This window comes from Asticcacaulis sp. MM231, from assembly GCF_964186625.1.
Taxonomy (GTDB): Bacteria; Pseudomonadota; Alphaproteobacteria; order Caulobacterales; family Caulobacteraceae; genus Asticcacaulis.
Genome location: NZ_OZ075108.1, coordinates 2760095 through 2783584 on the forward strand (window position 1 = coordinate 2760095; position 23490 = coordinate 2783584).

The window sequence follows — 23490 nt, forward strand, 5'->3', positions numbered from 1 at the left end:
ATCCCCTCGGCTTACCTATGCGCCGTATTTTCCTGTCTGGCGCTTTGCCACGAGTTCGCCACATTTGCCGAACTTAATTCAGCATCGACACGCACCATAAAAAACAGCAACCGCGTGAAAACGCGGTTGCTGCAAGTTGCACACAAACTGTAACTTTTAGAAATCGGCGGTGATGCCCACCATAATCGTGCGACCAAGCGTATCATAGGCGCTGGCATAGGTGTTGCCATTGGCCGTGCCGGTGAGCACGTTCGACGCCAGAACCGGTGGATCCTTGTCAAACAGGTTGTTGATACTGGCCCGGACGCTATAACGGCCGGCGAATTTGTAGCTGCCGGAAAGATCAATATAGTTATAGGCCTTGATCTCGCTGTTGAGTGTGCTGGTGGTTCCGGCAAGGTAAGCATTGTCGGTGTTGCTCGACAGCTTGACCGCGCCGAAATAGCGCCAGTTAACCGACAGGTTGGCATCCGCCCATGGCATGGCCCACGTGGCGCGCAGGGTATGGCGCCATTCCGGATTCGGATTGCCGCAGGTGGGACCGAACAACCCCTTGCAGTCATAGGTGCCAAGACCCGGCAGAGGCTCGGTGACCTGTTCCAGCAGACGGGTCCCCATGAAGGTGAAGTTCACGCGACCTAGGTTCTTGTTGAACAGGCTCTCGATATCCAGCGCGTAATTGGCGCTGACGTCGACACCGCTGGTTTGAAGATAGCCGGTGTTGACGTTAGTTGAGATGACATAGCCATCTGTGCCGTAGAGAATACCGGTTTTCGAATTGCGGTGGATCAGGTTGCAATAAAAGCTGTTGCCGGTGGTCAGGCACTGGTTGAGGATCAGGGTCGGATCGACGGTCGAGATATAATCGTCGACATGGATATTGTAGTAATCGACGCTGAGGTTCAGAGCGCGCACCCTGGCCGGCGTATAGACGAAGCCGAAGGTATAGGTTTTGGCCGTTTCCGGATTCAGATTGGGGTTGCCGCCATATTGCTGCGTACATTGCTGGCTGGGGCAGTCGAGGATGATGCTGCCATATTGCGCGGCCGTCACGCCGGTCAGTTCGCATTGAGCCAGGGTGGCCGTCATCTCGGAACCGCACGGATCGTTGGCGGTCACGTTACCCAGGGCCTGAGCCGTGAACAGTTCGCTGATGCTGGGCGCACGCACCGCCTTGTTGTAGCTGGCTCGGAAGCGGATGTCGCTGTTGGGCGCATACTGGCCGTCGATCTTCCAGGTCGTGGTGTGCTTGAGCGGCGAGTCCGATGTGCTGGACGACGCCTTGTAGGCTGAACCGCGCAGACCGAAATCAAGCGTCAGATCCTTAACCCAGGGCTTATCCTGGATGACCGGCACGTTGAATTCTGTATAGATTTCGTTGGTCGATACACGGCCATCGGAATTGGTGCCGCCATTGTCCAACGCCACCTGGTTGACGACATAGTTCAGTGTATCGACACGGCTTTCGGCACCGAAGACCGAAGCGACACCATCACTGGCCCAAGGCGATTTCAGGCCGTAGGCGCCGAAATCGATATTCAGCGAGCCGCTCAGATTACGTTCACGCAGGGTGTTGCGCGTCGAACTGACATCCGAAAGGTAGGCCAGGGCTTCGGCCGACGGCCCCGCAGTCGAGAAGATATCAACCGGCACGCAGTCCGGATCCGTGCCATCCACCACCGACTTACAGGTGGCGACGCCGTTGACATCGACGACCTGGAGGGCGTTGACAACCTTGGACTGGTTGATGTCGTTGTAATAGTCATTGTGATAGAAGACGACCGATTGCAGATAGTTGATATCGTAGCTAATATTGTCATTGATCTGTCCGCGCATGCCTATGGTGCCGCGATAGTCTTCATGGCGAATATCACCAATGCGCGGCAGGCTGGCGAAGCGGTAGCCGATCTGCGCGGTGGTGTCAGCCGTCGAGGTTGTAGAGCCACATAGCGAGGTCTTCTGCGCATCGCTCATCAACGGATTGTCGCAGTTGATGGTGAAGTCGGTGCCCTGCCAGATGGCGGAAGGCGCCACCTGCGACAGGCTGCGGTCCTTCATGGCGATGAAGGTGCCGTAAACCTCGACGGCCTCGTTGAACTTGTAATGGCCGAACACGCCGGCGCTCAGGCGCTTGTCGGAGCGCTGGATGTAGTTCAGCGGGTTAGTGTTGTAGGCCATGGTCGAGGAATCATAAGGCACAAAAGTTTTCGAACCGTCCGGATTATCAGCCAGCGGCGTCAGGTAACTTGGGCTCGACGGGTCCGACGAAGTGAACTTGCCATAGGCGCTGTTGGAAGACCCGCTACAGGCGAAGCTGGTGGTGCCGGAGAGAGCGCAGGCGGAGTAGTCACGGCTGTCCTGGGTAACCGGTTCGGCTTTACGGTAACCGATGAAGCCGGAGATATTGCCGCGGCCATCCGCGAAGGTCTTGCCGCCCGAAAGGTTGATCGTGTAGGTGCTGCCATCAGTTACGTGTTTCGGCGCAGTCTCGAAACCATATGACGATTGCAGGTCACGCAGGCTGTCATTGTCGTTAGTGTGGTCGGAAAAACCGTATTGCGCATCAAGATGGATGCCCGTCAGGTTCTTCTTCAGGATGAAGTTGACAACGCCTGAAATGGCATCTGAACCGTAAACGGCGGAAGCGCCGCCCGTGACCACATCGACACGTTCAACCATGGCAGACGGAATAAAATTCAGGTCTGATGCTTCACCTGGCAGGGCACGCTGGCCATCGATCATGACCAGGTTGCGGTTGGAGCCCAGATTGCGCAGATTGACCTGTGCCGTGCCATCCGATCCGTTGGATACGCCCTGACTGGCATCTGCCGTGACCTGCGGCATGTTGTTCAGCACGGTTTCAATAGTCGTCGCGCCCTGCGCCTTGATCTCTGTAGCGTCGACCGTGGTGATCGGGCTGTTGCTTTTCAGGTTCGGACGCTTGATGCGCGTGCCGGTGACGACCACGGTCGTTTCTGCGGGGGACGCATCGGTTGTGGGGGTGTCCTGCGCCATGGCGGCAGGGCTCATTGCTGTCAGAAGGGCCGTGCAGGCGGCGCCCAGCAGGAGTGAGTTGCGTGTCATACTCATAACTATAACCTATGCAAGAAGTGGCGTGGGGAGGCGGCAGAAGGATGAAGCTTTTGCGTCACTCTATGAGAACCACTAACGCGCACAGTTCAATTATAAATTATACGATCCTTGCGGATACAATATACTGTCGCTCAAACTGTCGCATAATTGTCATCGAATATTTCACAGACACACGATTTCATTTCTATTACGTAATAATGTTTCAAAATTGAAGCCATCTTTGACTTAATAATAATGACTCAGCACTTGTTATGTATCGGTTCGCCGCGCCACTTTGACAAAAGGTTAACCGCGTTTAAGCTCTGGTGAGTAACGAATCGGGGACACCATGCCGGACACAGCACAGATCAAGCCTGCGGAGACCAGCGGAGGCCAAGCCATGAGCGTGATGGAACTCATTCAAACGGCCGAAGCCTTGAAAAGCTCCGGGCAGGAAATGTCGGCCATCGCGCTTTACGATCAGTTCGTAGCCAACAATCCCGACCACCCCCTGCTCTACGCGCTGCTGTTCAATCTCGGCGTCATCCTCACCGATGCGCGCGACCTGCACCGCGCCCGCGAGGTCATGGAGCGCGTGGTCGAGATCGCCCCCGATTTCCACAGCGTCTATATCAATCTCGGCCGCATCTATGAAGGACTGGGCGATAACGCTCAGGCCGTCATCACCTGGAACAACCTCGCCAGCCGCCTGAACCAGCTCAACGGCTCGGCGCTCAAGCACAAGACCATGGCGCTCAATCAGTCGGCGCGCGTGCTCGAAGGCGCTCATCAGGACGAGGCCGCCGAAACCGCCCTGCGCATCAGCCTGGAACTTGATCCGCACCAGCGCGAGGCCATGCAGCACTTCATCGCCCTGCGCCAGCGCCAGTGCGCCTGGCCGATCGTGCTGCCGTTCGAGAACATGACGCGCGACAATCTGCTCTCTGGCATATCCCCCCTGTCGATCGACGCCTATACCGACGACCCGATGTTCCAGTTAGCGGTCAGCTATCACTACAATCTCAAGGATGTCGGTGAACCGGTCGGCGAGATCATCACCAAGCACTGGGCAGCCCGCAATGGCAAGAAGACCGCTAACACCCAACAGAAAATCCGCATCGGCTACCTGTCGTCTGACCTGCGCGAACACGCCATCGGTCACCTGATGTATGAGGTCATGGGCCTGCATGACCGGAGTAAGGTCGAGGTCTACAGCTATTATTGCGGCATCGCGACCAATGATGCGATCCACAACCACTATAAAGAAACCTCGGATCATTTCATCGACATCACCGGCATGGACGATGTCACCGCCGCCCGCCGTATCGCCGACGACGGCATCCAGATCCTGATCGATGTCAACGGCTACACCCGCGACGGCCGCGTCAAGCTGCTGGCCCTGCGCCCTGCGCCGGTGATCGTCAACTGGCTGGGCTTCCCCGGCTCACTCGGCAGCCCCTACCACAACTATATCGTGGCCGATGACTGGGTGATCCCCGCCGGCGACGAAATCTATTACTCCGAAGCCGTCACCCGCCTGCCCTGCTACCAGCCGAACAACCGTCTGCGCATCGTGGCAGATACCGTGCCGACGCGCGCCGAGGTGGGGCTGCCGGAAAAGGCCTTCGTCTATTGCTGTTTCAACGGCACGCACAAGATCACCAAATTCACCTTCGATCGCTGGCTGGAAATCCTCGCCCGCGTGCCCGACAGCGTGTTGTGGCTGCTCTCTGGCGCCGAAACTTCGCACGGCCGCCTGAAGGACTACGCCAAGGCCAAGGGCATCGATCCCGAACGCATCATCTTCGCCGCCAAGATGGCCAATGCCCACCATCTGGCGCGTTACCAGCTTGCCGATCTGTTCCTCGACACCACCCCCTACGGCGCCCACACCACCTGCTCGGACGCCCTGTGGATGGGCGTGCCGGTGTTGACACTTTCGGGCCGCACCTTTGCCTCGCGCGTCTGCGGATCACTGGTCAAGGCCGCCGGCCTGCCCGACGATCTGGTGTGCACCACGGTCGAGGACTATATCGATCAGGCCGTGGCGCTCGGCCGCGGCAATGGTGATCTTGCGGCTTACCGCGAGCAGCTTCTGGCCAACCGCATGACCAGCACCCTGTTCGATACCACCAAGCTGGTGAAGCACCTGGAAGACCTCTACGCCGGTATGTGGCAGGACTGTCTCGATGACAAACTGCCCCAGCCCGATCTCAGCAATCTCGATACCTATTTCGAGATGGGCCTGAAATACGACCACGAGGGCATCGAGGTGCAGGCGATCAAGGATTATCGCGGCTTCTGGCAGGAGCGTCTGGCCCAGCGCCATGCCTACCGCCCGGTGCCCTACGATAACCGCCTGTGGAAAAAGCCGGACTAAAAGAACTGCCCATCGCCTAAGCTGATGTTCATGGATGCGATTCTACGGGCGGAAAAGGTGTGGTGCGGGCGGCCGGAACTCGAACCGGCATGGGGTTGCCCCCGACAGATTTTCTTACCACTTCGGCTTTCGCCGCCGCACAGGCGTTCGTGGTCTGGACTATCCCTTCACCATGCCCTGATGGGGTTTAGGTGCTGCCCGTCTAGTCTCTACACCTTCCGACTTTCGTCGGCTTGGCTCGGGATTACCAGTAAAAGGCTTCCCCGAATTTGAGCAGTTCTACGCATCGGATTTCCCCGATGGCACTCAATTTGGTCTAAGTCTGTAGCGTCTACCATTTCGCCACGCCCGCATAACCAGCCCGGCTTATAACGGGGGCATACGGCTCCTGTCGAGTGACTTTTGACGTCGGTCGCTTAAATGCGCATCGCAGCGCAAAAAAACTGTGCCCTCCCTCAATCAGAGGATTGAAGGAGGGCACGGGCTTAGTGAGCCTCTTTGGGCGGCAGCTTGAAGCGGACGTCGGTATTGGCCATGAGCCACAAGGTGGCGGTATATGCGGCGACGTTCTGGTTCAGTTGCTGCGGATCTATGCGGTCGAACGTATCATTGGCGGTATGGTGCGTATCGAAATAGCGGTAACCATCCTGATTGAGATCAAAGGCCGGTACGAAGCCGTTCATGGCGCCGGAATCCTCACCGCCATTGGGCGTGGCCTTGGCGTCGTAATAGATACCGAGCGGGTAGAGCAGATTGCTCAGCTTGGTGACGAAGCCGGTATCATCCGTCGGCAACAGCGCGAAATTGTTGAGCTTGTCGGCGCCAAAATCGGATTCGGCGTGCGCGACATAGTTGGACAGCTCCGACTTGTGGGCTTCACGGAAAGCGCCGCCGCCGGTTTCGGTGGTGTCACCCGCCGGTTGCGACACCTCTTCCGAACCCCAGAAGACAACGCGGATGGTGCGCTTGGGCTTCACGCCCTGGTCCATCATGACCTTGGCGGCGGCCATGGTGATGGCGACGCCCGCGCCGTCATCAATGGCGCCCGTGCCGAGATCCCAGCTATCGAGGTGGCCGCCGACCACAATCACCTGCTCCGGATGTTCCGAACCGACCAAATCGGCGACGACATTCTGCGAGGTTTTCAGACCCAGGAACTGGCCTGTGGTCTTCATGCTGATGCGCACCGGACCGCCCTTGCCCGCCTTTTGCAGCACCTTGATGCGGCTCAGTTGCGAAGCGTCGGGCGCGCTGATGGCCATGGCGGGGATGCCCTTGCCGTCGGTCCAGGCGCTCGCGCCAGCGTGGGCGAAGCGGTTGTTGTCAGTGCTCAGCGAGCGCATGACATAGCCCACCGCGCCACGCTTTTGCGCTTCAAGTTGCCCCTTGCCGCGCACCGTGCCCGACATGCGGCCATAGCCCGAACCATTGCTGGCCTTGGCCATCGGCTGCAGAATGACGACGATCTTGCCAGTGACGTCGGCCTTGGAATCGAGAAACTCCTGATAGGTGTCGAACATCACAGCCTCGCCTTCGACCTCGCCGGCGGTCGAGCCGCCCAGCGATACACCGACCAGCGGCTGCGCAAATTCGCCCGTGATGGCGATGGTTTCGGGGCCACCGCGCGCCCAGACGTGCAGCGGGAAGCTTTCGATATGGACGTTCTGGAAGCCGAGCTCCTTCAGGCGCATCGCCGACCATTCGGCCGCGCGCTTTTCCGAGTCGCTGCCGGCCGGACGCGGACCGAAGCGCGTCGTCAGCTCGGAGAGGAAATCGTAAGCGCCATTGGCTGTCAGGGCCGCATCGCGCAGGGCCGCGGCCTGATCCTCAACCGGCACGGGCGCCGCCACAGCCCCAGAAGCAGAAACAGGCGCCTTCTTGGGCGCGGCATCAGTGTGAAAGGCGGTCAGGGCGAGCACGGTGGCAAGGCCGGTGGCGATAAGCTTCATAAGGGTCCTCAGATCTAGGCGGTTATTTCTTCAAAACTGGCAAGCGGATTACGCGCCTTGCCCTGTTCGACGACAGAGACTAGAGCGGCTTTCAGCTCGTTTACGGCAGCATCGACGCGCTCGGCATCCTGGCCGCGCACCACAAGCTGGGTGCCGAATGCGCCATCAAGCGACAGGCCGTAAGGATAGCTGCCGAGCGACAGATCGGTATAGCGCCCGTTGATCTCACGCAGCGCATCGGCGGCCGAGCTTTCCCCGACATAGGACAGCTTGATGGTGCGTGACAGGACCGTATTGCCGGTGCGCAGGCGATGCACAACGTCTTCCAGCATGGCTTCCATGATCTTGGGCACGCCGGCCATGACGAACACATTGCCGATCTGGAAACCGGGCGCCGCCGACACCGGGTTGCTGATCAGTTCGGCGCCATGCGGAATGCGCGCCATGCGGCGGCTGTTGTCGTTGAGCGCCCAGCCCATTTTGAGCGCGCGATCGGTCAGCGCCTTGAGCGCCGCGGGATGTTCGCTGATATCGACGCCAAACGCCTTGGCCATGCAGTCGGCTGTGATATCGTCGTGTGTGGGGCCGATGCCGCCGGTGGTGAAGACGTACTCATAGGTGTTGCGCAGGGCATTGACCGTGCTGACCACCTGGGCCTCATCATCGCGGATCATCCGCACTTCCAGAAGATCGATGCCCAGGGCGCCCAGGAATTTGGCGATTGTGTTGACGTTTGAGTCGATGGTACGCCCCGACAGGATTTCGTCGCCAATAACGATGATGGCGGCTGTGGGATTGTTCGGCATGGATGACACTCCGGTGGCAGATAATCAGCTTATACGCATGAGCGGCCTCATCAGAGGGCGGCTTGTGATGCGATACAAGCAATTCTTTGTGGATATCGAACTCGATACCGGCGAAATCATTACAGCACACTGCCCCAATCCCGGCAAGATGCTAGGCCTGCTTAACGCCGGCACGCCCGCCCTGGTAACGCAGCTCAATGATCCGAAGAAGAAGCTGCAATATCGCCTGGAGGCTTTGAGCGAGAATGGTGTCTGGGTCGGCGTCAATACGCAGTGGCCCAATCGGGCGATTTACAAGGCCATAGCCGCACAAAGGTTGCCAGAGCTTACGGGCTATACGGCTCTGCAGCCGGAGAAAAAATACGGCCACAACTCCCGCATCGATATCTATGCCAGCGGCCATTCGTTCCTGCCTGACGCCTATATCGAGATCAAGAATGTCCACCTGTCGCGCCGCGCCGGTCACGCCGAATTTCCCGATTGTGTGACGGAACGCGGCGCCAAGCATCTCTATGACCTGATCGACATTGTGCAGACCGGCTATCGCGCCGTTGTCGTCTTCTGCGTCCAGCGCGAGGATTGCACCACCTTCAATATTGCCCGCGATTGCGATCAGGCTTTCGGACGCGCCTATGACGCCGCGCGCAGTGCCGGCGTTGAGTTCATCGCTGTGGGGTTTGCTTTTTCGGAAGACGGCCTGCGCTTTGAGAAAGCACTTAAAGTGCTTTAGTCGAACAGAGCGTCGATAGCGCTCTGATCGGTTTCGGGGCCACCAATTGCTGGACCATTGAGCAACAGGTCGCGGCGGCGGATCTCTTCCGCCGTCAACGCGTGCTCAGCCGATTCGCCTATGCCCAGGGTTTGCGACAGCCCGTTCAGCCGCTCCTCGACCTGCTTCAGCACCTTGATGATCTTGCTGACGCGCTGGCCGGTGATATCCTGAAAGGCACAGGATTCGAACATCTTCATCACTTCGTCGTCGATCGCCGCCTTGAGGTCGGGATCGCCGGCGTTCATGCCCATGATGGTTTCGGCCGAGGTCATGATAGCGTTCGTGGCAACCTCGGTGTCGCGCGTGATGGCCTCCAGCTCCGCGTCGGCAGAGGGCAGCCCTTTTTCCGATATTTCATGCGGGCGCAAATCGCGCAGCTCGGCCCGGGCCTTTTCGAGAAAACCGGCGATCACGCGAAATTCCGCCGTGCGCTGGGCATCAAGCTTGCTGAAAAAATCACGCGTCTGCGTCACAACCCCTTGCGATTGCCGCATCAGGTCGAGCAAACGACTATCCAGCGCCGCGTTAACGGTCGTGGGATCGGACGGGCTGGTCGCGTTCATATCTGTCTTCAGGTTGTCAGCAACGTCAGGCAAGCTACCCTTGGTGCCGTGATGTGGGTCAGGATGCAACGGCCTGTTTGGAGGCGTCGATGTGACTCCAATAGGTATCGACATCGCCACAAATCTGCTTGACGTCATCAAAATAGAAAGGCTTTGGCAGCAGGAAGTTGACGCGGGCGCGACGGGCCTTGTTGAGGGATTCGGCGCTGGCGTCGGGGTTATCGAGCTGGCCAGCCGTCATGATCGCCACCGGCACATGCGGCGCCAGATCGCGGTAACCTTGCAGGTCATCAAGCGTATTATGGCTTTCAACAAAGACATCGAGCAACAACAGGTCGAAGGCGCCAACCTTCAACTGTTCCTGTGCTTCATCGGATGTGACCACACAGGTTGTTTCATAACCTACGCGCTGAAACATCTTACTGATAATCGTCGCCTGGGTGCGACTGTCTTCAAGAATCAATACATGGCGGGACACGCGGCGCTCCACTACTTCGTCAATTGTGACATACTGTCGGCTATTATCATGATTATGTGTGATTATTAGGTTAACTGCAGGGTTCCGTTTCGACGCAAAATGCGCTAGCCCCCGTCACACGGCCCCTGCTTCCTTTTTGACCGCTCATAAGCCGCTCAACTCGCCGGCCCACGTCCTGATCGCCAGCCTGATCGACACGAGCATCGGCTTCTTCGATTTTTACGTCTACGCCACGGCGGCGATGCTGATTTTTCCGACCGCTTTCTTTCCGTCCAGCGACCCGACCGGCGTGCGCTATACTAGTGTTGCGGAATCAACGGATGGATTCCCTTGATCTTGCAAATATGCGAGTCTGTGTCGATGGACATGGACAAAAGGCTGTTGCTGTCGCCTGAGGCTCGGGTGCGGTTGGAAGGTTGGGTGGCGGACCGGAACACGCCGCAGAAGCTTGTTTGGCGTGCGCGGATCGTGCTGATGTGGGCGGACGCGGCGAGTTTGGCGTCGATTGTGCGGACGCTGGGCAAGACCAAGAAGACGGCCTACCGCTGGCGCGATCGTTATCTTGAGCAGGGTGTCGATGGGCTTGGGCGCGACGCGACCCGGCCTGGCCGTAAGACGCCGTTGAGCGCCGAAGTCATTGCGCGTGTGGTCGAGATGACGCTGCGACAGAAGCCACCGGCTGCCACGCAATGGAGCGCGCGCACGCTTGCCAAGGCGGTGGGTCTGAGCCACACCAGCGTACAGCGCATTTGGAGCGCGCATGGGCTCAAGCCCCATTTGACCAAGACGTTCAAACTGTCGAACGACAAGCAGTTCGTCGAGAAGGTGACGGACGTCGTCGGTCTCTATCTTGATCCGCCGGACCGGGCACTGGTGTTCTCGGTCGATGAGAAGTCACAGATCCAGGCGCTGGACCGCACCCAACCGGGCCTGCCAATGAAGAAGGGGCGGGCGGGAACGATGACCCACGACTATAAGCGGCATGGCACGACGACACTGTTCGCCGCCCTCGATGTCGCCACCGGCAGGGTGATCGGCGAATGCATGAAACGTCATCGGCACCAGGAATGGCTCAAATTCCTTCGACTCATCGACCGCAGCACGCCCAAGGGCTTCGACCTGCACCTGATCGCCGACAACTATGCCACCCATAAGCATCCGGCGGTCAAAGCATGGCTGGCCAAACATCCTCGCTTCCACATGCATTTCACCCCCACTTCGGCGTCCTGGCTCAATCAGGTCGAACGCTTTTTCGGCTTGATAACAGGCGATCGCATCCGCTGCGGCGTGTTCAAGAGTGTCGCCGAACTCGAAGGCGCAATTCAAGACTATCTCGATCATCACAACGCCGATCCAAAGCCCTTCGTTTGGACCAAATCCGCTACAGACATTCTTGAAAAGGTCGCCAGGGGGCGACAGGCGTTAAGTCACAACACTAGCACTACTTTGGCAGAAAATGAATTTTGAGGATTCCCCCGGCTGACATTGCGTGATTCATAGAGAGCCAGCTTTAAGGAGACTGGCGATGTCGGAACATTGGCGCGTAGATTTGGAAGATTGGTTGACGCCCTTCCTGGTGGCCTTGCGGCATAAGACCCGGATGCGGCTGTGCCCTGCCTATATTGCAGGCCTGATTGGCCCGGGTGACCGCAAGAGTGTCCAGCCGATGGCCGCCCGCGATGGCGAGTTTGGCTATGACCAACTCCATCATTTTGTCTCTGACGGCGTTTGGGAAAGTGGACCGCTTGAAGCCGTTCTCCTGAAGGAGGCCGACCGTCTGGTGGGGGATGATGCCGGTTATCTTGTCATCGATGACACGGCGCTGCCGAAAAAGGGCAGCCATTCGGTTGGCGTGGCGGCGCAATATGCTTCCTCGCTTGGCAAGACGTCCAACTGCCAGTCGCTTGTTTCGGTGACGCTGGCATCGCGCGAAGTGCCTGTGATGGTGGGCCTGCGCCTGTTCTTGCCCGAGAGTTGGACGAATGATGTCGCGCGGATGAACCGGGCTCGGGTCCCGCAAGAATGCCAGGTTGCCCTGACAAAGCCGGAGATCGCCATTGAGGAAATTGATCGTGTTATAGCCTCTGGGGCCCGGTTCGGGTGCGTGCTGGCCGATGCTGGCTATGGGTCAAGCGGGCCGTTCCGCGAGGCCCTGAGCAAGCGCGACCTGTTGTGGGCCGTCGGCATATCACGGCGTCAGAATGTGTATCAGGCAGACGTCGGCCTAATCTTCCCGGAAGCGGCAACCGGAAGGCGGCGCAAATACCATGTCCCTGACGATGTTGCTGTCTCTGCCGAAAAGATGTTGGCTGATGGGAAATGGAAGAAAGTAAGTTGGCGGCGCGGAACCAAAGGCAAGCTGAACTGCCAGTTTGCCGCTTGCCGCGTTCGGGTCGCAGATGGCCACAGGCATCGTATGAGCGACGGTCGTGTCCAAGCCATGCCTGGCGAGGAGGAGGTCTGGCTGGTCGGGGAAAGGCGTTCAACCGGAGAACAGAAATACTACCTGTCAAACCTGCCTGCCGACGCCCCCCTCAAGATGCTAGCCGCGGCTATCAAGGCAAGGTGGATCTGCGAACAGGCACATCAGCAACTCAAGGAAGAGCTTGGGCTTGATCACTTCGAAGGCAGGTCATGGACCGGTTTGCACCGACATTGTCTAATGGCGATGATCGCTTTTGCATTTCTCCAATCCCGCCGCCTCAAAGCAGCGGGACGAAAAAAAAAGAGTTGGGGGGCCACCGCCTCAGCCGACAATGCCCGCCATCCGCCAGGCCATTCTCGACCTCTTCATGCGACCGCCACCAAGGCGCTGTCCCCACTGTGACAAACGCCTCGCCGAGCCCGCCAAGAATAATATGCCAAAGTAGTGCTAGCACCTCGCTCACCTTCAATTTCGCCGGGATTTTCGGCGCCGCCCTGATCCCCCTGGCCTGTATCTTCGCGTCCGGTAAGGACGAGGTCTAGGTCTGTTTTCAGGCCGGGGGCGGATAGATGCCGTGCAGCACCGCATCGAAATGGTTTTCGATATGGCGGGTGCAGGAGCACGACAGCGCGCGCAGGGCGTGCTCATCCTTGATCACCAAAGTGCCGCGCCGTGAGGCGATGATGCCGTCACGGCGCATGTCGCCGATAACCCGGCTGATGAAGGTGCGCCCGACGCCCAGCATATTGGCCAATTGCTCCTGCGTCATAGGGAATTCTCTTTCGCCAGTGCGCGCCAGACCAGCCAGGATCAGCTTGGCAACGCGCTGCCGGATCGTGTGGGTGGCGTTGCAGGCCGAGGTCTGGAACACCTGCGCCAGAAGGCAATCAGAATAGCGCGCGAACCAGTGGCGCAGACTTAAGGATTCGATCTTGAGCTGCTCCAGCGCCGAGGTTTTGATGCGCAGGAAAAGCCCCGGTATGCGCACCACCGTCGTCGAATAGGCCGGCACATGACCGTTGGACACGATGCCGCCAATCGCGCCTTCACGGCCGACATAGCCGACATCGATGGCATCTCCGCTCTCGTCGCTCAGCCAAAAGGCCGCCAGCGCGCCGCCACAGGGAAACCATGTGTCCAGAACATCCTCGCCGGCACGAATGAGCACATCATCAGCCTTTGTTTCCAGCGCCAGCATATGCGGCTCCAGCCGGATGCGATCCTCTTCCCGGAGAACCGACAGGAGCGCGTTTTGGGCCAGTTGGGCTTTGGTTGGTGCGGGCATTATTAATCCGGCAATGTGACTAGGAGTGTGCACTAGTGAACAGACTGCGGTCACGTAAAGTGTTACTCGTGAACACAACGCCCTGCCACGCATACGACGGTCTTCAGGTTTAGGATCAGGTGCATAAGGCATCAATGTGCCCCGGATAGCGCTCCATAAAAATGACGTGTCTTTTTATGCTGCTGAAATATAAGGAATTCCCGTGACCTCCACTGACACCAGCGCGCCTGCCGGCGCCTTGCGCATCCTGATCGTGGAGGACAATCATGCCGCCGCGCAAGCCACCGGCCTGATGATCGAAGCCATGGGGCATGACTACCTGATCGCTCACACACCGGGACAGGCGTTGATGACGGCTGAGGCCTACGCACCGGATGTCGCCCTGATCGATATCGAACTGCCCGGCATGAGCGGCTTTGATCTGTGCCGCGAACTGCGCGCTTTGCCGGACTTGCAAAAAACGCTCTGCATCGCCCAGACGGGCTGGCAACATGACGATTACCGGCACCGCGCCGATAGCGCCGGTTTTCATCATTTCCTGCTCAAGCCGGTTTACTTTGACGTCCTGAACGCCCGCCTCACTGAGATTGCTGCCGAACGTCCTACTTCTTAGCCAGTTCGGTCTTGAAGGCTTCCAGACTTAGAGGGCGTCCGAGGAAATCCTGGATCAGCACATTGGCGTCTTCCGAACCACCCGGCTCCAGCACCAGCTTGCGATAGGCCACGGCTGTCTTTTGATCGCGGATACCCGCGGCCTCAAAGCGCGTGAAGAGATCGAGCGCGATCGCCTTCGACCAGACATAGGTGTAATAGATCGCCGAATAACCATCGAGATGACCGAAGCTCGCATACGAATGGGTGCCTGGAATCGCTGGATAAAGAGAATAACGCTGGGTTTGCTCGTCAAACATCGTCTTCAGATCGAAATCCGGCTTGCGGTTGTAGAAGTTGAGCGACACCGCCGCATAGGCCAACTGCCCCTTCCAGCTTCCGGCCTCACCAAAACGGCGACCGGCGTTCATCTTCTTCACCAGCGCCTCGGGGATGACGTCGCCCTTGTCGTTGGCGGCGAAGGTTTTCAGCGTGTCGTAGTTCCACGTCCATTCCTCGAGCAATTGTGACGGCGCCTCGATGAAATCCCATTGCAGGTTGCCCATGGACTGGACGCCATATTGGGTATGGCCGGAATACATGGCGTGGATCAGATGGCCGAACTCATGCAGGAAGGTCGTGACATCCTCGTGATCCATCGGGCCGGTGGCGGGGAAGTTGCAAATGAGCGCGCCCACAGGTATCTGCCGGCCTTCGATGCCGGTGCGGATCGGGAACTGCGCCGCATGGTTATACTTGCCATCGCGCGGGCTCATATCAAGATAGAAACGCCCCACCAGCTTGTCGCCGTCATAAAGCTCCCACGCTGTGACGCTCTTGTCCCACACCGGCGTATTCCATGGCCGGATATCGGCGCCGAACAGGTCATGCACCAACCTGAAGATGCCGTCTCGTGACTTATCGAGCGTGAAATACTGACGAACCTCCTCGGCGCTGACATCATACTTTTGCTTGCGCAGAAGGTTCTGCATATAGGAGCTGTCCCAGCGCTGCAATTCGGTGATCGAGGGATCGACCGTCCTGGCGAAGGTCAGCAGTTCGGCATAGTCGGCGTCGGCGCCCGGCTTGGCGGCGACATTGACCTCATCGAGGAATTTGGCGGCGCGTTCCGGCGAACCGATCATCTTGTCGATGGTCACCTGCGCGGCGTAGTTCGGGTAACCCAGGGTCTGCGCCAGGGCATAGCGCTGTTCCAGCAGGCTTTTCAGCACGCTTTCGTTGGCCGGATAGGCGCGATTGGAAAAAGCGATTCCCATTTTCTTGCGGGTTTCGCGCAAGGTTGCAAAATCCAGAATCGGGAAAACGTCCGGATAGTTGAGCGTCAGGTGGACAAGACCGTCCGCGCCCGGCTTATGGGCGTCGATGAAGTCCTGCGGAACACCGGCCAGTTCTTCCGGCTTGAAGGCGATGTCGCCCTTGTCATTGCGGATATTCTCGCCGAACTTCAGACCAGTTTCGGTGATTTGCTTTTGCAACTCGGTAACGCGGGCGCGGGTGGCGTCATCCTTGTCGACGCCGGACAGGCGATAGTTGGTCAGCATCTTCTGCAGGGTGAAACTGGTCTTTTCGTCAAGCCCCTTGGTCGGGATGGCAGCGAGACGATCATAGATGGGGCGTGACAGGCTGACCGCCGTCGCCAAGTCCGAGAGCTTCGGGATGCAGGCCTGCGCCGCGTCACGTACCTCTTTCACAGGGCTGGTTTCGGAAAAGAGATACATCTCGTTGCTGCCGTCGCCGAGCACCAGCAAAAGGGTGTCGAAACCGGCGAAATCCTCACTAAGGGTCGCCGGTCCTTTACGCATCTCCAGCGCCGTCTTAGCCTTAGTGCTGAGGGCCAGAGTCGACGCGCAGCGTGCCGTAATGGCCGCCGCCGTTGTCTCCGTATCGGGGAAAGCTTTCAGATAGGCGTTGACGTCCTGATCCAGCATGGTGGGGGCGGCCTGAACAGACAGGGCCGTACTGGCCAGAAGTGCGGCGGTGAAGGTCAGGCGCGCGAAAAACGACATGATGAACCCCTCGGAATGGTTGTGCGCATAAGGGATAACGTCATTATTTAAAACGCGCAATCCTTTTGCCTGTTCCCTATTTCCACAGAGGGATTCTTATGGTGTGAAGCGCCTAATCTCCAAAGGTTACCGCATCTGTTTCCCTGTGCTACTGCGAACTCGGTTTCCGCTATGGCGATCTGATGGGGTTCCAGATCCAGCTCAGCAAAAAGCTCGATACCCTGCCGATCACACGCGACTACATGATGTCGAAACCGTGCGCCTCGCTGCCTCACGCAGACACCCCGGCTCAGGTCTCGGCTTCGTCCTTCGCGCGCGGCGCCTTGGAACCCAGCGCCACCACCGCCATCAGGGCCGGCACCAAGGCTGTTTCCTGACCGGGAACGGCGAAATAGCGCGGCTGCCAGTCGGGTTTGAACTTTTCCTTATAGGCACGCAGGCCCTCGAAATTGTAGAAGTCACCGCCAAACTGATAGATGAGAGTTGCCAGCTTGTGCCAGGCGCTGCTTAAGGGTTTGGCTTCCAGGCCCGCCAGCGGCGCCATGCCGAGGCTGAAGGTGCCATAGCCCCGCTCGCGGCTGAACTGGATAAGCTTGAGGAAGAGATATTCCATGATGCTGGCGGGTGATTCCGGATCGTAGCGCATCAGGTCGAGCGTCAGCAGCGCCTTGTCCTGCGTCGGCCATAGATTGGCGAAGGCCATGATACGGCCATCGAGCTTCACCACCGCCACCGGCGTCAGGCGCATGTAGTCCGCCTTGAAAGAACCGAGCGAATAGCTCTTTTCCTTGGCCGATTTGGTTTTGAGCCAGGCATCGGACACCTCTTTCAAGCGGGCAAGATGCGGCTCGACATCCTCGACCGAAATGACTTCAAAGGTGGCGCCCAGCCCGTCGAAACGCTTGAGTGTCTGTCGGAAACCATAACCCTTCTTGCCGGCGAGATCAAAGCTCTGCACGTGGACCAGGGCCTCTTCACCAATCTTGTAGGGCCACAGGCCAAGATCCAGCATCAGTGGCAGCATCGACGGACTGACCTGATAAAAGCTCATGCGCGCGTTGGCCAGCGAGGCCATTTCTTTCAGTTCCCAGCACAGCGCCGTCGCCTCGGCGACCGACCCCACAGGTTCGCCCATCACGACCCACTGCTTGCCGGAGACACCGTACATCAGGAAGGCGGTGCGATCGCCATTCCACAGGATATGCTTGTCACGCAAAAGGGCCAGCCAGGCCTGCGGGTTTGAGGCCTCTTCGACGACCGCCTTCAGTTGTTCGATATCTTCGGCCTGCGGCATAGGCGGCAACATGCGCGCAATGCCGAACAGACGGTACAGAGCAATCAGGGCGATGGTGACGCCCATGATGACGATGCCGCGCAGGAAGCGTGAAGTGTTGGCATGGTAGGAGACATCGACCCACAGGAAATGGGCATAGGGCACATTGTCATAGGCGTAAAAACCGACCCAGACGATGAAGCTGAGCGTCGCCAGGCTCAGAACGCCCCAGAAGGGATTGATCGACAGGGTGAGCAGGTTGGAGCGTCGATTAAAGGCGCTTTTGCACGGTATCAGCAGCAGGGCGCAGATGATCAGCATGACCGCGTTGATCAGGGCCAGTTCGCGGGTCAGCGAGAAGACCGCGCCGCCGCACAGCAGAAACAGAGCTATATACCACGCGGTGTCGATGCGTTCCCACAGGCCGCGCGCCAGAAAGATCATCAGCACACCAATCACAGTGCCGATGGCATGCGAGAATTCGACCAGGCCGAGCGGCAAACTGCGCTCGACAATCGGCATGACGGCCGGATCGATCGGCGTCAGGACTGAAATCAGCAGCAGGGCGCCGGCGGTGAACATCACCACCGCGAAGATCATGGGGATGAGGCGCGCGGCGGAATCAAACAGGATATAGCGTATATCGGACTTGGCGGTCATATCAGGCGATTATTCCATCTGCCATTTGAAAATAATCTCGAAATCCCTGCCGACCAATGGCAGGCCCGACTGATCTGTTCCTTGCCTTACCTCAATCTCCTGATCAAGGAAACGCAAGATGGCCGCATTGAAGCCATAACCCACAGGCGTCTCGGCCACCGGCAGGCAGTCCGTCACCTTGCGCTGTGGCGAAATATGGCAAACGATATCCGACTCTCCCTCGATCTCTTCCTCCACCGCCCGCTCCGGATAGTAATCGGAGGCCTGCGAGAAATAGTCCCTGAAGTTCGTCTCGATGGTCGGCAGGTCATCATGCGCCGGGATGCGGACGATGGCGAAATCACGCCCGGCGTCACTCAGGTTCAGCATAGGCGGTAAGGCCAGCAATTCGGCCGGATGTGTGGAGAGCCAGTCGCTGGCGCTGGCCGATCCACGCGTGGCTGCATAACGGTAAAGGCGCGCTGCCGCCACCAGATCGCCGCTGACCTCATAAGCATGTGCCATATGCTCAGCACCCGCGAGAGACCCACCGGTCATGGCCTTGCGAAACAGGGCCGTGGCCTCGTCCGGCGTTTCAGCCAAAACGCCCAGACGATCCGTGGCGTCGGCCAGACCGCGTTCGGACGCCACGTCATAATAGGCGCGCGCCGTCGCAAGATCAACAGGAAGGCCTAAGCCCTGCTCGTGCATCAGACCCATGGCGTAGTAAGCATGGCCGCGCGCGTCATTACCGGCAAGTTGGCACAGACCTTTGGCCCTGGCGATATCCCGCGGACGATCTTTGCCGTGCACGTAGGTCAGGCAAAGTTCTGCGCGTGCGTCAGCATTGCCAGAAGCGGCGGCCTTGTCATACCATTGCAAGGCCTGCACCCGGTTGCGCACCACGCCGTGATTGCCGTCATAGACTTGCGCCAGCCGCGCTTGCGAGGCCGCGTCGCCGCGCTGCGCCGCCACCATCAGCCAGCGCAGTCCTTCGACCCCATCACGGAAGGAGCTGTTGAGGGAATAGTGTTCTCCAAGCCAGACCTGTGCATCCAGATCCCCACCTTGAGCCGCCACGACCTTCGCCTGTATCTGGGCCTTTTGAAGCGCTTCTTTGATATTTTTTCGCGCAGTGACGTCATCGACGTCCGGCTGATCAGCGTTTAGATCGATTAGCGTATGCGGCACGCCCGGCGCCGTGAGCGGCATGCCCTTGCCGGCCTCGGAAGCCCAGACGGCCGAGCCTATGGTCAGGCTGCACAACGCCGCCATGACGCCGAAATAAAATTTCATGAAAACAGCCCCGGTTAACCTGAAGCCAATTCACCACAGTTCGCGGCTACGGACAAGCGCAGGCTAACCCGCCTTGGCGCACCAGGCGTCGCGGATGTCGAGTTGACGGCACAGCGACTGCGCCTGATTGTCATCGGTAACGGGCCCGACGCGCAGGCGCACCATCGGCTTGCCGGCAGCGGTGGTGATGCTCTGATAGGTGGGGCGGTATTGCTCAATGCCGGGATAACGTGCCTGCAACCCCTTCCAGGCGTTCTGCGCCGCGTCAGCCGATGCGAACGAACCGATCTGAATCAGCCGGCCAGCGCTCGACGCCGCTACAACAGCGGGCGGTGTCGCAGTGATGCCGGTCTCCAGAGGGGCGTTCACAGCCGGGGGTATTTTCAGTGGGTCGACAATGGCAATGGTGATTTTGGGATTGACCAGTGGCCCCTTGGCGTCACGGAGCAGGCCTTCCTCGCCGACGGTCAGATCCTTGGCAGTCTTGACCACCAGCTCGACATCCTCGCGGTTAAGGCTTTTCGCCTCCGCGTGATCCGACGGCTGGCCGCTGGCGTCGACCGGCACTGCCTTGATGCGCGCCAGAGATTCTTTCAGGTTTTGGCTGTCACAAGCCGTTAATGCGGCGGCGGACACCACCGCAGCGCACAAAATGAAAGCTTTACGAATGGGGGATGGATCAGTCATAAGGCCGACTATGCGCCAAACCCGCTTAAAGAGGGTTAGGAAATATGGTTAATAACGGACAGTTGATCATGCCGGATACCGCCCCGATGAGCTTCGAGACAACCCGCGTTCGCACCCTGCCAGCCTTACGCGAGGCTATATCCGGAATGCGCTCGGGCGGGGCCACGATCGGCTTCGTGCCGACCATGGGCGCCCTGCATGACGGCCATCTGGCCCTGGTGCGCCATGCCAAATCCCTGTGCGACAAGGTGGTGGTCTCGATCTTCGTCAACCCACTGCAATTTGCCCCCACCGAGGATCTCGACCGCTATCCGCGTGATGAGGCCGGCGATGTCGCCCGCCTGCAAAGCGTCGGCTGCGATCTCGTCTATCTACCAACGGTCGATGGGCTTTACCCCGAGAACTTCGCCAGCCGTATCGAGATGAAGGGGCCGGCGCTCGGACTGGAAACCGATTTCCGCCCGCAGTTCTTTTCCGGCGTCGCCACCGTGGTGTCGAAGCTGTTCCATCAGGTCCGCCCCGATGTGGCCGTCTTCGGTGAAAAGGATTTCCAGCAACTGGCCGTCGTGCGCGCCATGGTGCGCGACTTCGACATGGGCATCGATATTGTGGGCCTGCCGACCATCCGCGAAAGCGATGGCCTGGCCCTCTCCTCGCGCAACGCCTACCTGACGCCCAAAGAGCGCGCCATCGCACCGAAACTGCATCAGGCGCTGGAGGCCATCCGCGACGGCGGCAGCATCGAAGACGCCAAGGCCGAACTCACGCGCGTGGGCTTCGGGCAGATCGACTACATCGCCCTGCGTGACGCTGAAACTTTGGCCGATATCACGCCGGATACCAGGTCCCGCCGCCTGCTCGCCGCCCTGTGGCTCGGCAAGACGCGACTGATTGATAATATCGCGGCCTGATTACCAAACGCCCGCCTCTTTCAGCGCTTTCATCATATCCGGCGGCAGGTCGGTTTCGCCCTCGATGATATCGCGCGGCGCGTCCTCCGGCTTGAGATAGCGCCAGCCCTGAAAGGCACGGCGCGGCTGCGCTTCGGTGAGAATGTTCTTTGTGCTCAAGCCCACGCGCCAGTGATCTGCCTCTTCATCGAACGACACGATCTCGCGCCGGCATAGGATGACGCCCTTGATGACCCAGTACAACGATCCGCCATCGAGCAGTTCCTCCCAGCGTGTCGGGCGGTTGCGGGTGTGGATATAGGACACCGCACCGCGCGCCTTCTCCCAGCCCAGCAGATCGTCCAGACTGTCGGCGCCAACGCATAATTTTACCAGATGAATGTCACTCAACGCGGAACAGACCTTAACAGGGTTAAAAAACAGGCTTAAAGTTTTAGAAGCAAATCAGGCGCACATCTAGTGCAACACTAGAATTGTGCTGAGGAAATGATACCGCGTCGTCGATATGTCCAGTGAACATCATAAAAAACCACACCCATCCCTGCAGGCTGCCCTTGAGAGCCTTTTCGGCACCACGCTGGGGCAAAGCGCCAGCCTGATCTCCCTGCCCGGCGGCTCGCGCCTTTTCAGCGCCGGCGACGAATCGGATCACCTCTACCTGCTGCGGTCAGGACGCCTCGGCGCCTTCCGCCACGATGAGGATCACGACGAACTGTCGCTGATCGGCATTATCCGCCCCGGTGAGCCGGTCGGCGAAATGTCGCTGATCGCCGGCACCCACCATACCTCGACCGTCATCGCCCTGCGCGATTCCGACCTGCTGGCCATGCCGCGCGAAGAATTCTTCGATGCCATGGAATCAAAGCCGGAACTGACGCTCGCCCTGGCGCGCAAGATGATTGAGCGCGCCAAGCGCGAAACACCCAATGTCACACCCAATGTCTTCGCCTTCTATGCCCTGAGCGAACAGCCCATACGCCCACTGATCGAGCGCATCGCCGTGCAAATTCGGGCGCTCGGCTATCGCGTCGCTATACTCGACAAGGATTTTCACGGCACCGCACCAGAGGCCTTTACCCAGATCGAGGCGGACAACGACTATGTGCTGCACGTCGCTGAATGTCATGAAAGCCACTGGCGGCTTTTGAGCGCGCGTCAGGTCGATCATGTTTTTTTGTTGGCCGACGCCAGCCAGAAACCCAATCCCACCGCCTGCGCCTGGGAAAAATCCCTGCTGCATCGCGCGCCCGATCTCGTCCTGCTATATCCCGAAGGCGTCGCCAAGGCGCATACCCCGGGCCGCACCAGGGCCTGGCTCGATGTGATCAAGCCGACGCGCTGGTTCCACGTCCATCACCATGATGTCAGTGACGCCGCCCGCATCGCCCGCATCGTCGCCGGCCATAGCGTCGGCGTGGTCTTCTCAGGCGGCGGCGCCCGTGCCTTTTCAGAAATCGGCGCCATTCAGGCGCTTCGTGAAGCGCACATCCCGGTCGATTTCGTCTGCGGTTCCTCCATGGGCGCGATCCTCGCCGCCAGCCTGGCGCTGGGCTGGGATGAGGCCGAGATCGATACACGCATCCGGGACGCCTTCGTCAACTCGTCACCACTTGACGATATCGTCATGCCGTTCATTTCGATGGTCTCCGGCGCCAAGGTCGACAAGCGGCTGGAGAAACACTTCGGCGAGGTCCAGATCGAGGACATGCCGATCCCCTATTTCTGCCTGTCATCTAACCTGACCACCGGCGCGCTCAAGGTGCACAAGACCGGACTTTTGCGTCAGGCCCTGCGTGCGTCGATTTCCTTGCCGGGCGTCTTGCCGCCCGTGGTGGAGGATGGCGAGGTGCTGGTCGATGGCGCGGTGATGCGCTCCTTCCCCGCCACCATGATGCGCAATACCCATCTCGGCACCGTTATCGGTGTAGACGTGACGCGGGCGCGCGGGCTTGATCCAAGAGCGCTGCACGTGCCGAAAAATCTCGGCGCGTGGTTCGCGCGTGGCGACTGGCGGCGCGGCCCGCCGATTGTCTCTGTCATGATGCGGTCTGCCACCATCACCACCGCGGCTGATCTGGCGATGTCGCGCGCGGCCACGGATCTGCTGATCATACCAGAGCCCGAAGGCGTCGAGATTCGCGACTGGAAGGCTTACGACAAGGCGGTGGAATCCGGTTACCAGACCACGGTGGCGACGCTGTCTCAGCTCAATTCACCGGTCACGACCCTGCGCAAGCTCGGCCACAGCGTCCATCCGAACATTCCGGCCTTCACGCCCGATGACAGCTATATCGCCACGACGAACGCGCCACCGAACCAGAAGACCCGGAAATAAT

Annotated in this window: 18 protein-coding genes and 1 pseudogene; 8 read left to right on the plus strand and 11 right to left on the minus strand. The window is 59.2% G+C overall.

What is annotated here, in order from left to right; all coding sequences use genetic code 11:
* Positions 1–156: 156 nt before the first annotated feature.
* Positions 157–3090: a TonB-dependent receptor domain-containing protein gene (locus ABQ278_RS13505; RefSeq protein ID WP_349320055.1), complete on the minus strand. Its 2934-nt coding sequence runs from the start codon at positions 3088–3090 to the stop codon at positions 157–159.
* A gap of 331 nt (positions 3091–3421) precedes the next feature.
* On the opposite strand from ABQ278_RS13505, the gene ABQ278_RS13510 reads away from it, so the two are divergent.
* Positions 3422–5452, plus strand: a complete 2031-nt coding sequence (locus tag ABQ278_RS13510; RefSeq protein WP_349320056.1) for a tetratricopeptide repeat protein — start codon at positions 3422–3424, stop codon at positions 5450–5452.
* Positions 5453–5937: 485 nt separating this feature from the next.
* On the opposite strand, the gene ABQ278_RS13515 is transcribed toward ABQ278_RS13510, so the two are convergent.
* Both ABQ278_RS13515 and ABQ278_RS13520 read right to left on the minus strand, forming a co-directional pair.
* Entirely contained in the window at positions 5938–7401 is a 1464-nt protein-coding gene (locus ABQ278_RS13515) for a M20/M25/M40 family metallo-hydrolase (RefSeq protein WP_349320057.1), read from the minus strand.
* 14 nt (positions 7402–7415) lie between these two features.
* The gene (locus tag ABQ278_RS13520; protein ID WP_349320058.1) at positions 7416–8207 is read right to left on the minus strand and encodes a molybdopterin-binding protein; all 792 of its coding nucleotides are present in this window, start codon (positions 8205–8207) and stop codon (positions 7416–7418) included.
* A gap of 67 nt (positions 8208–8274) precedes the next feature.
* Between ABQ278_RS13520 and sfsA the strand changes: the two genes are divergently transcribed.
* Positions 8275–8937, plus strand: a complete 663-nt coding sequence (sfsA, locus tag ABQ278_RS13525) for a DNA/RNA nuclease SfsA (protein ID WP_349320059.1) — start codon at positions 8275–8277, stop codon at positions 8935–8937.
* On the opposite strand, the gene ABQ278_RS13530 is transcribed toward sfsA, so the two are convergent.
* Together ABQ278_RS13530 and ABQ278_RS13535 are read right to left on the minus strand one after the other, a co-directional pair.
* On the minus strand, positions 8934–9542 hold the full coding sequence (locus tag ABQ278_RS13530) for a hypothetical protein (RefSeq protein ID WP_349320060.1): 609 nt from the start codon (positions 9540–9542) through the stop codon (positions 8934–8936). The genes sfsA and ABQ278_RS13530 overlap by 4 nt on opposite strands.
* A 58-nt stretch (positions 9543–9600) precedes the next feature.
* Positions 9601–10020, minus strand: a complete 420-nt coding sequence (locus tag ABQ278_RS13535) for a response regulator (protein WP_349320061.1) — start codon at positions 10018–10020, stop codon at positions 9601–9603.
* 136 nt (positions 10021–10156) lie between these two features.
* On the opposite strand from ABQ278_RS13535, the pseudogene ABQ278_RS13540 reads away from it, so the two are divergent.
* From ABQ278_RS13540 to ABQ278_RS13550, 3 genes and pseudogenes are all read left to right on the plus strand, one after another.
* Positions 10157–10303: pseudogene (locus ABQ278_RS13540) on the plus strand (MFS transporter); the annotation flags it as partial.
* A gap of 77 nt (positions 10304–10380) precedes the next feature.
* Positions 10381–11487, plus strand: a complete 1107-nt coding sequence (locus ABQ278_RS13545; protein WP_349320062.1) for an IS630 family transposase — start codon at positions 10381–10383, stop codon at positions 11485–11487.
* Between the two features lie 58 nt (positions 11488–11545).
* Complete coding sequence (locus ABQ278_RS13550; RefSeq protein WP_349319980.1) at positions 11546–12847, plus strand: IS701 family transposase; 1302 nt, start codon at positions 11546–11548, stop codon at positions 12845–12847.
* A gap of 148 nt (positions 12848–12995) precedes the next feature.
* On the opposite strand, the gene ABQ278_RS13555 is transcribed toward ABQ278_RS13550, so the two are convergent.
* Positions 12996–13730, minus strand: a complete 735-nt coding sequence (locus tag ABQ278_RS13555) for a Crp/Fnr family transcriptional regulator (protein WP_349320063.1) — start codon at positions 13728–13730, stop codon at positions 12996–12998.
* Between the two features lie 202 nt (positions 13731–13932).
* Here ABQ278_RS13555 and ABQ278_RS13560 point away from each other — a divergent pair, with 202 nt between their 5' ends.
* Positions 13933–14343 (plus strand): response regulator, encoded by a 411-nt coding sequence (locus tag ABQ278_RS13560; RefSeq protein ID WP_349320064.1) that lies wholly within the window; start codon positions 13933–13935, stop codon positions 14341–14343.
* Here the strand turns inward: ABQ278_RS13560 and ABQ278_RS13565 are convergent.
* The 4 genes from ABQ278_RS13565 to ABQ278_RS13580 all read right to left on the minus strand — a co-directional run bounded on the left by ABQ278_RS13565 (position 14333) and on the right by ABQ278_RS13580 (position 20243).
* A complete protein-coding gene (locus tag ABQ278_RS13565) occupies positions 14333–16348 on the minus strand; it encodes a M3 family metallopeptidase (protein WP_349320065.1) in 2016 nt (671 codons plus the stop codon). The two genes, ABQ278_RS13560 and ABQ278_RS13565, sit on opposite strands and share 11 nt — an antisense overlap.
* A 289-nt stretch (positions 16349–16637) precedes the next feature.
* Positions 16638–18281, minus strand: a complete 1644-nt coding sequence (locus tag ABQ278_RS13570; RefSeq protein WP_349320066.1) for a phosphatidylglycerol lysyltransferase domain-containing protein — start codon at positions 18279–18281, stop codon at positions 16638–16640.
* Between the two features lie 9 nt (positions 18282–18290).
* Positions 18291–19556, minus strand: coding sequence for a hypothetical protein (locus ABQ278_RS13575; RefSeq protein WP_349320067.1), 1266 nt, complete (start codon positions 19554–19556; stop codon positions 18291–18293).
* A gap of 63 nt (positions 19557–19619) precedes the next feature.
* The gene (locus tag ABQ278_RS13580) at positions 19620–20243 is read right to left on the minus strand and encodes an SPOR domain-containing protein (RefSeq protein WP_349320068.1); all 624 of its coding nucleotides are present in this window, start codon (positions 20241–20243) and stop codon (positions 19620–19622) included.
* Between the two features lie 68 nt (positions 20244–20311).
* Between ABQ278_RS13580 and panC the strand changes: the two genes are divergently transcribed.
* Entirely contained in the window at positions 20312–21154 is an 843-nt protein-coding gene (gene panC, locus ABQ278_RS13585; RefSeq protein WP_349320069.1) for a pantoate--beta-alanine ligase, read from the plus strand.
* Here panC and ABQ278_RS13590 read toward each other — a convergent pair whose 3' ends face one another.
* Positions 21155–21544: a DUF1489 family protein gene (locus tag ABQ278_RS13590; protein WP_018083847.1), complete on the minus strand. Its 390-nt coding sequence runs from the start codon at positions 21542–21544 to the stop codon at positions 21155–21157.
* Between the two features lie 115 nt (positions 21545–21659).
* Here ABQ278_RS13590 and ABQ278_RS13595 point away from each other — a divergent pair, with 115 nt between their 5' ends.
* Entirely contained in the window at positions 21660–23489 is a 1830-nt protein-coding gene (locus tag ABQ278_RS13595; RefSeq protein WP_349320070.1) for a patatin-like phospholipase family protein, read from the plus strand.
* Position 23490: the final 1 nt, after the last annotated feature.

Bases quoted from the DNA above. Each gene is read 5' to 3' on its own strand.
- ABQ278_RS13580 (WP_349320068.1), bottom strand. From the start codon at position 20,243: ATGACTGATCCATCCCCCATTCGTAAAGCTTTCATTTTGTGCGCTGCG.
- ABQ278_RS13545 (WP_349320062.1), top strand. From the start codon at position 10,381: ATGGACATGGACAAAAGGCTGTTGCTGTCGCCTGAGGCTCGGGTGCGG.
- ABQ278_RS13505 (WP_349320055.1), bottom strand. From the start codon at position 3,090: ATGAGTATGACACGCAACTCACTCCTGCTGGGCGCCGCCTGCACGGCC.
- ABQ278_RS13520 (WP_349320058.1), bottom strand. From the start codon at position 8,207: ATGCCGAACAATCCCACAGCCGCCATCATCGTTATTGGCGACGAAATC.
- panC (WP_349320069.1), top strand. From the start codon at position 20,312: ATGCCGGATACCGCCCCGATGAGCTTCGAGACAACCCGCGTTCGCACC.
- ABQ278_RS13550 (WP_349319980.1), top strand. From the start codon at position 11,546: ATGTCGGAACATTGGCGCGTAGATTTGGAAGATTGGTTGACGCCCTTC.
- ABQ278_RS13575 (WP_349320067.1), bottom strand. From the start codon at position 19,556: ATGAAATTTTATTTCGGCGTCATGGCGGCGTTGTGCAGCCTGACCATA.
- ABQ278_RS13555 (WP_349320063.1), bottom strand. From the start codon at position 13,730: ATGCCCGCACCAACCAAAGCCCAACTGGCCCAAAACGCGCTCCTGTCG.
- ABQ278_RS13565 (WP_349320065.1), bottom strand. From the start codon at position 16,348: ATGTCGTTTTTCGCGCGCCTGACCTTCACCGCCGCACTTCTGGCCAGT.
- sfsA (WP_349320059.1), top strand. From the start codon at position 8,275: ATGCGATACAAGCAATTCTTTGTGGATATCGAACTCGATACCGGCGAA.
- ABQ278_RS13515 (WP_349320057.1), bottom strand. From the start codon at position 7,401: ATGAAGCTTATCGCCACCGGCCTTGCCACCGTGCTCGCCCTGACCGCC.
- ABQ278_RS13530 (WP_349320060.1), bottom strand. From the start codon at position 9,542: ATGAACGCGACCAGCCCGTCCGATCCCACGACCGTTAACGCGGCGCTG.
- ABQ278_RS13510 (WP_349320056.1), top strand. From the start codon at position 3,422: ATGCCGGACACAGCACAGATCAAGCCTGCGGAGACCAGCGGAGGCCAA.
- ABQ278_RS13595 (WP_349320070.1), top strand. From the start codon at position 21,660: ATGTCCAGTGAACATCATAAAAAACCACACCCATCCCTGCAGGCTGCC.
- ABQ278_RS13570 (WP_349320066.1), bottom strand. From the start codon at position 18,281: ATGACCGCCAAGTCCGATATACGCTATATCCTGTTTGATTCCGCCGCG.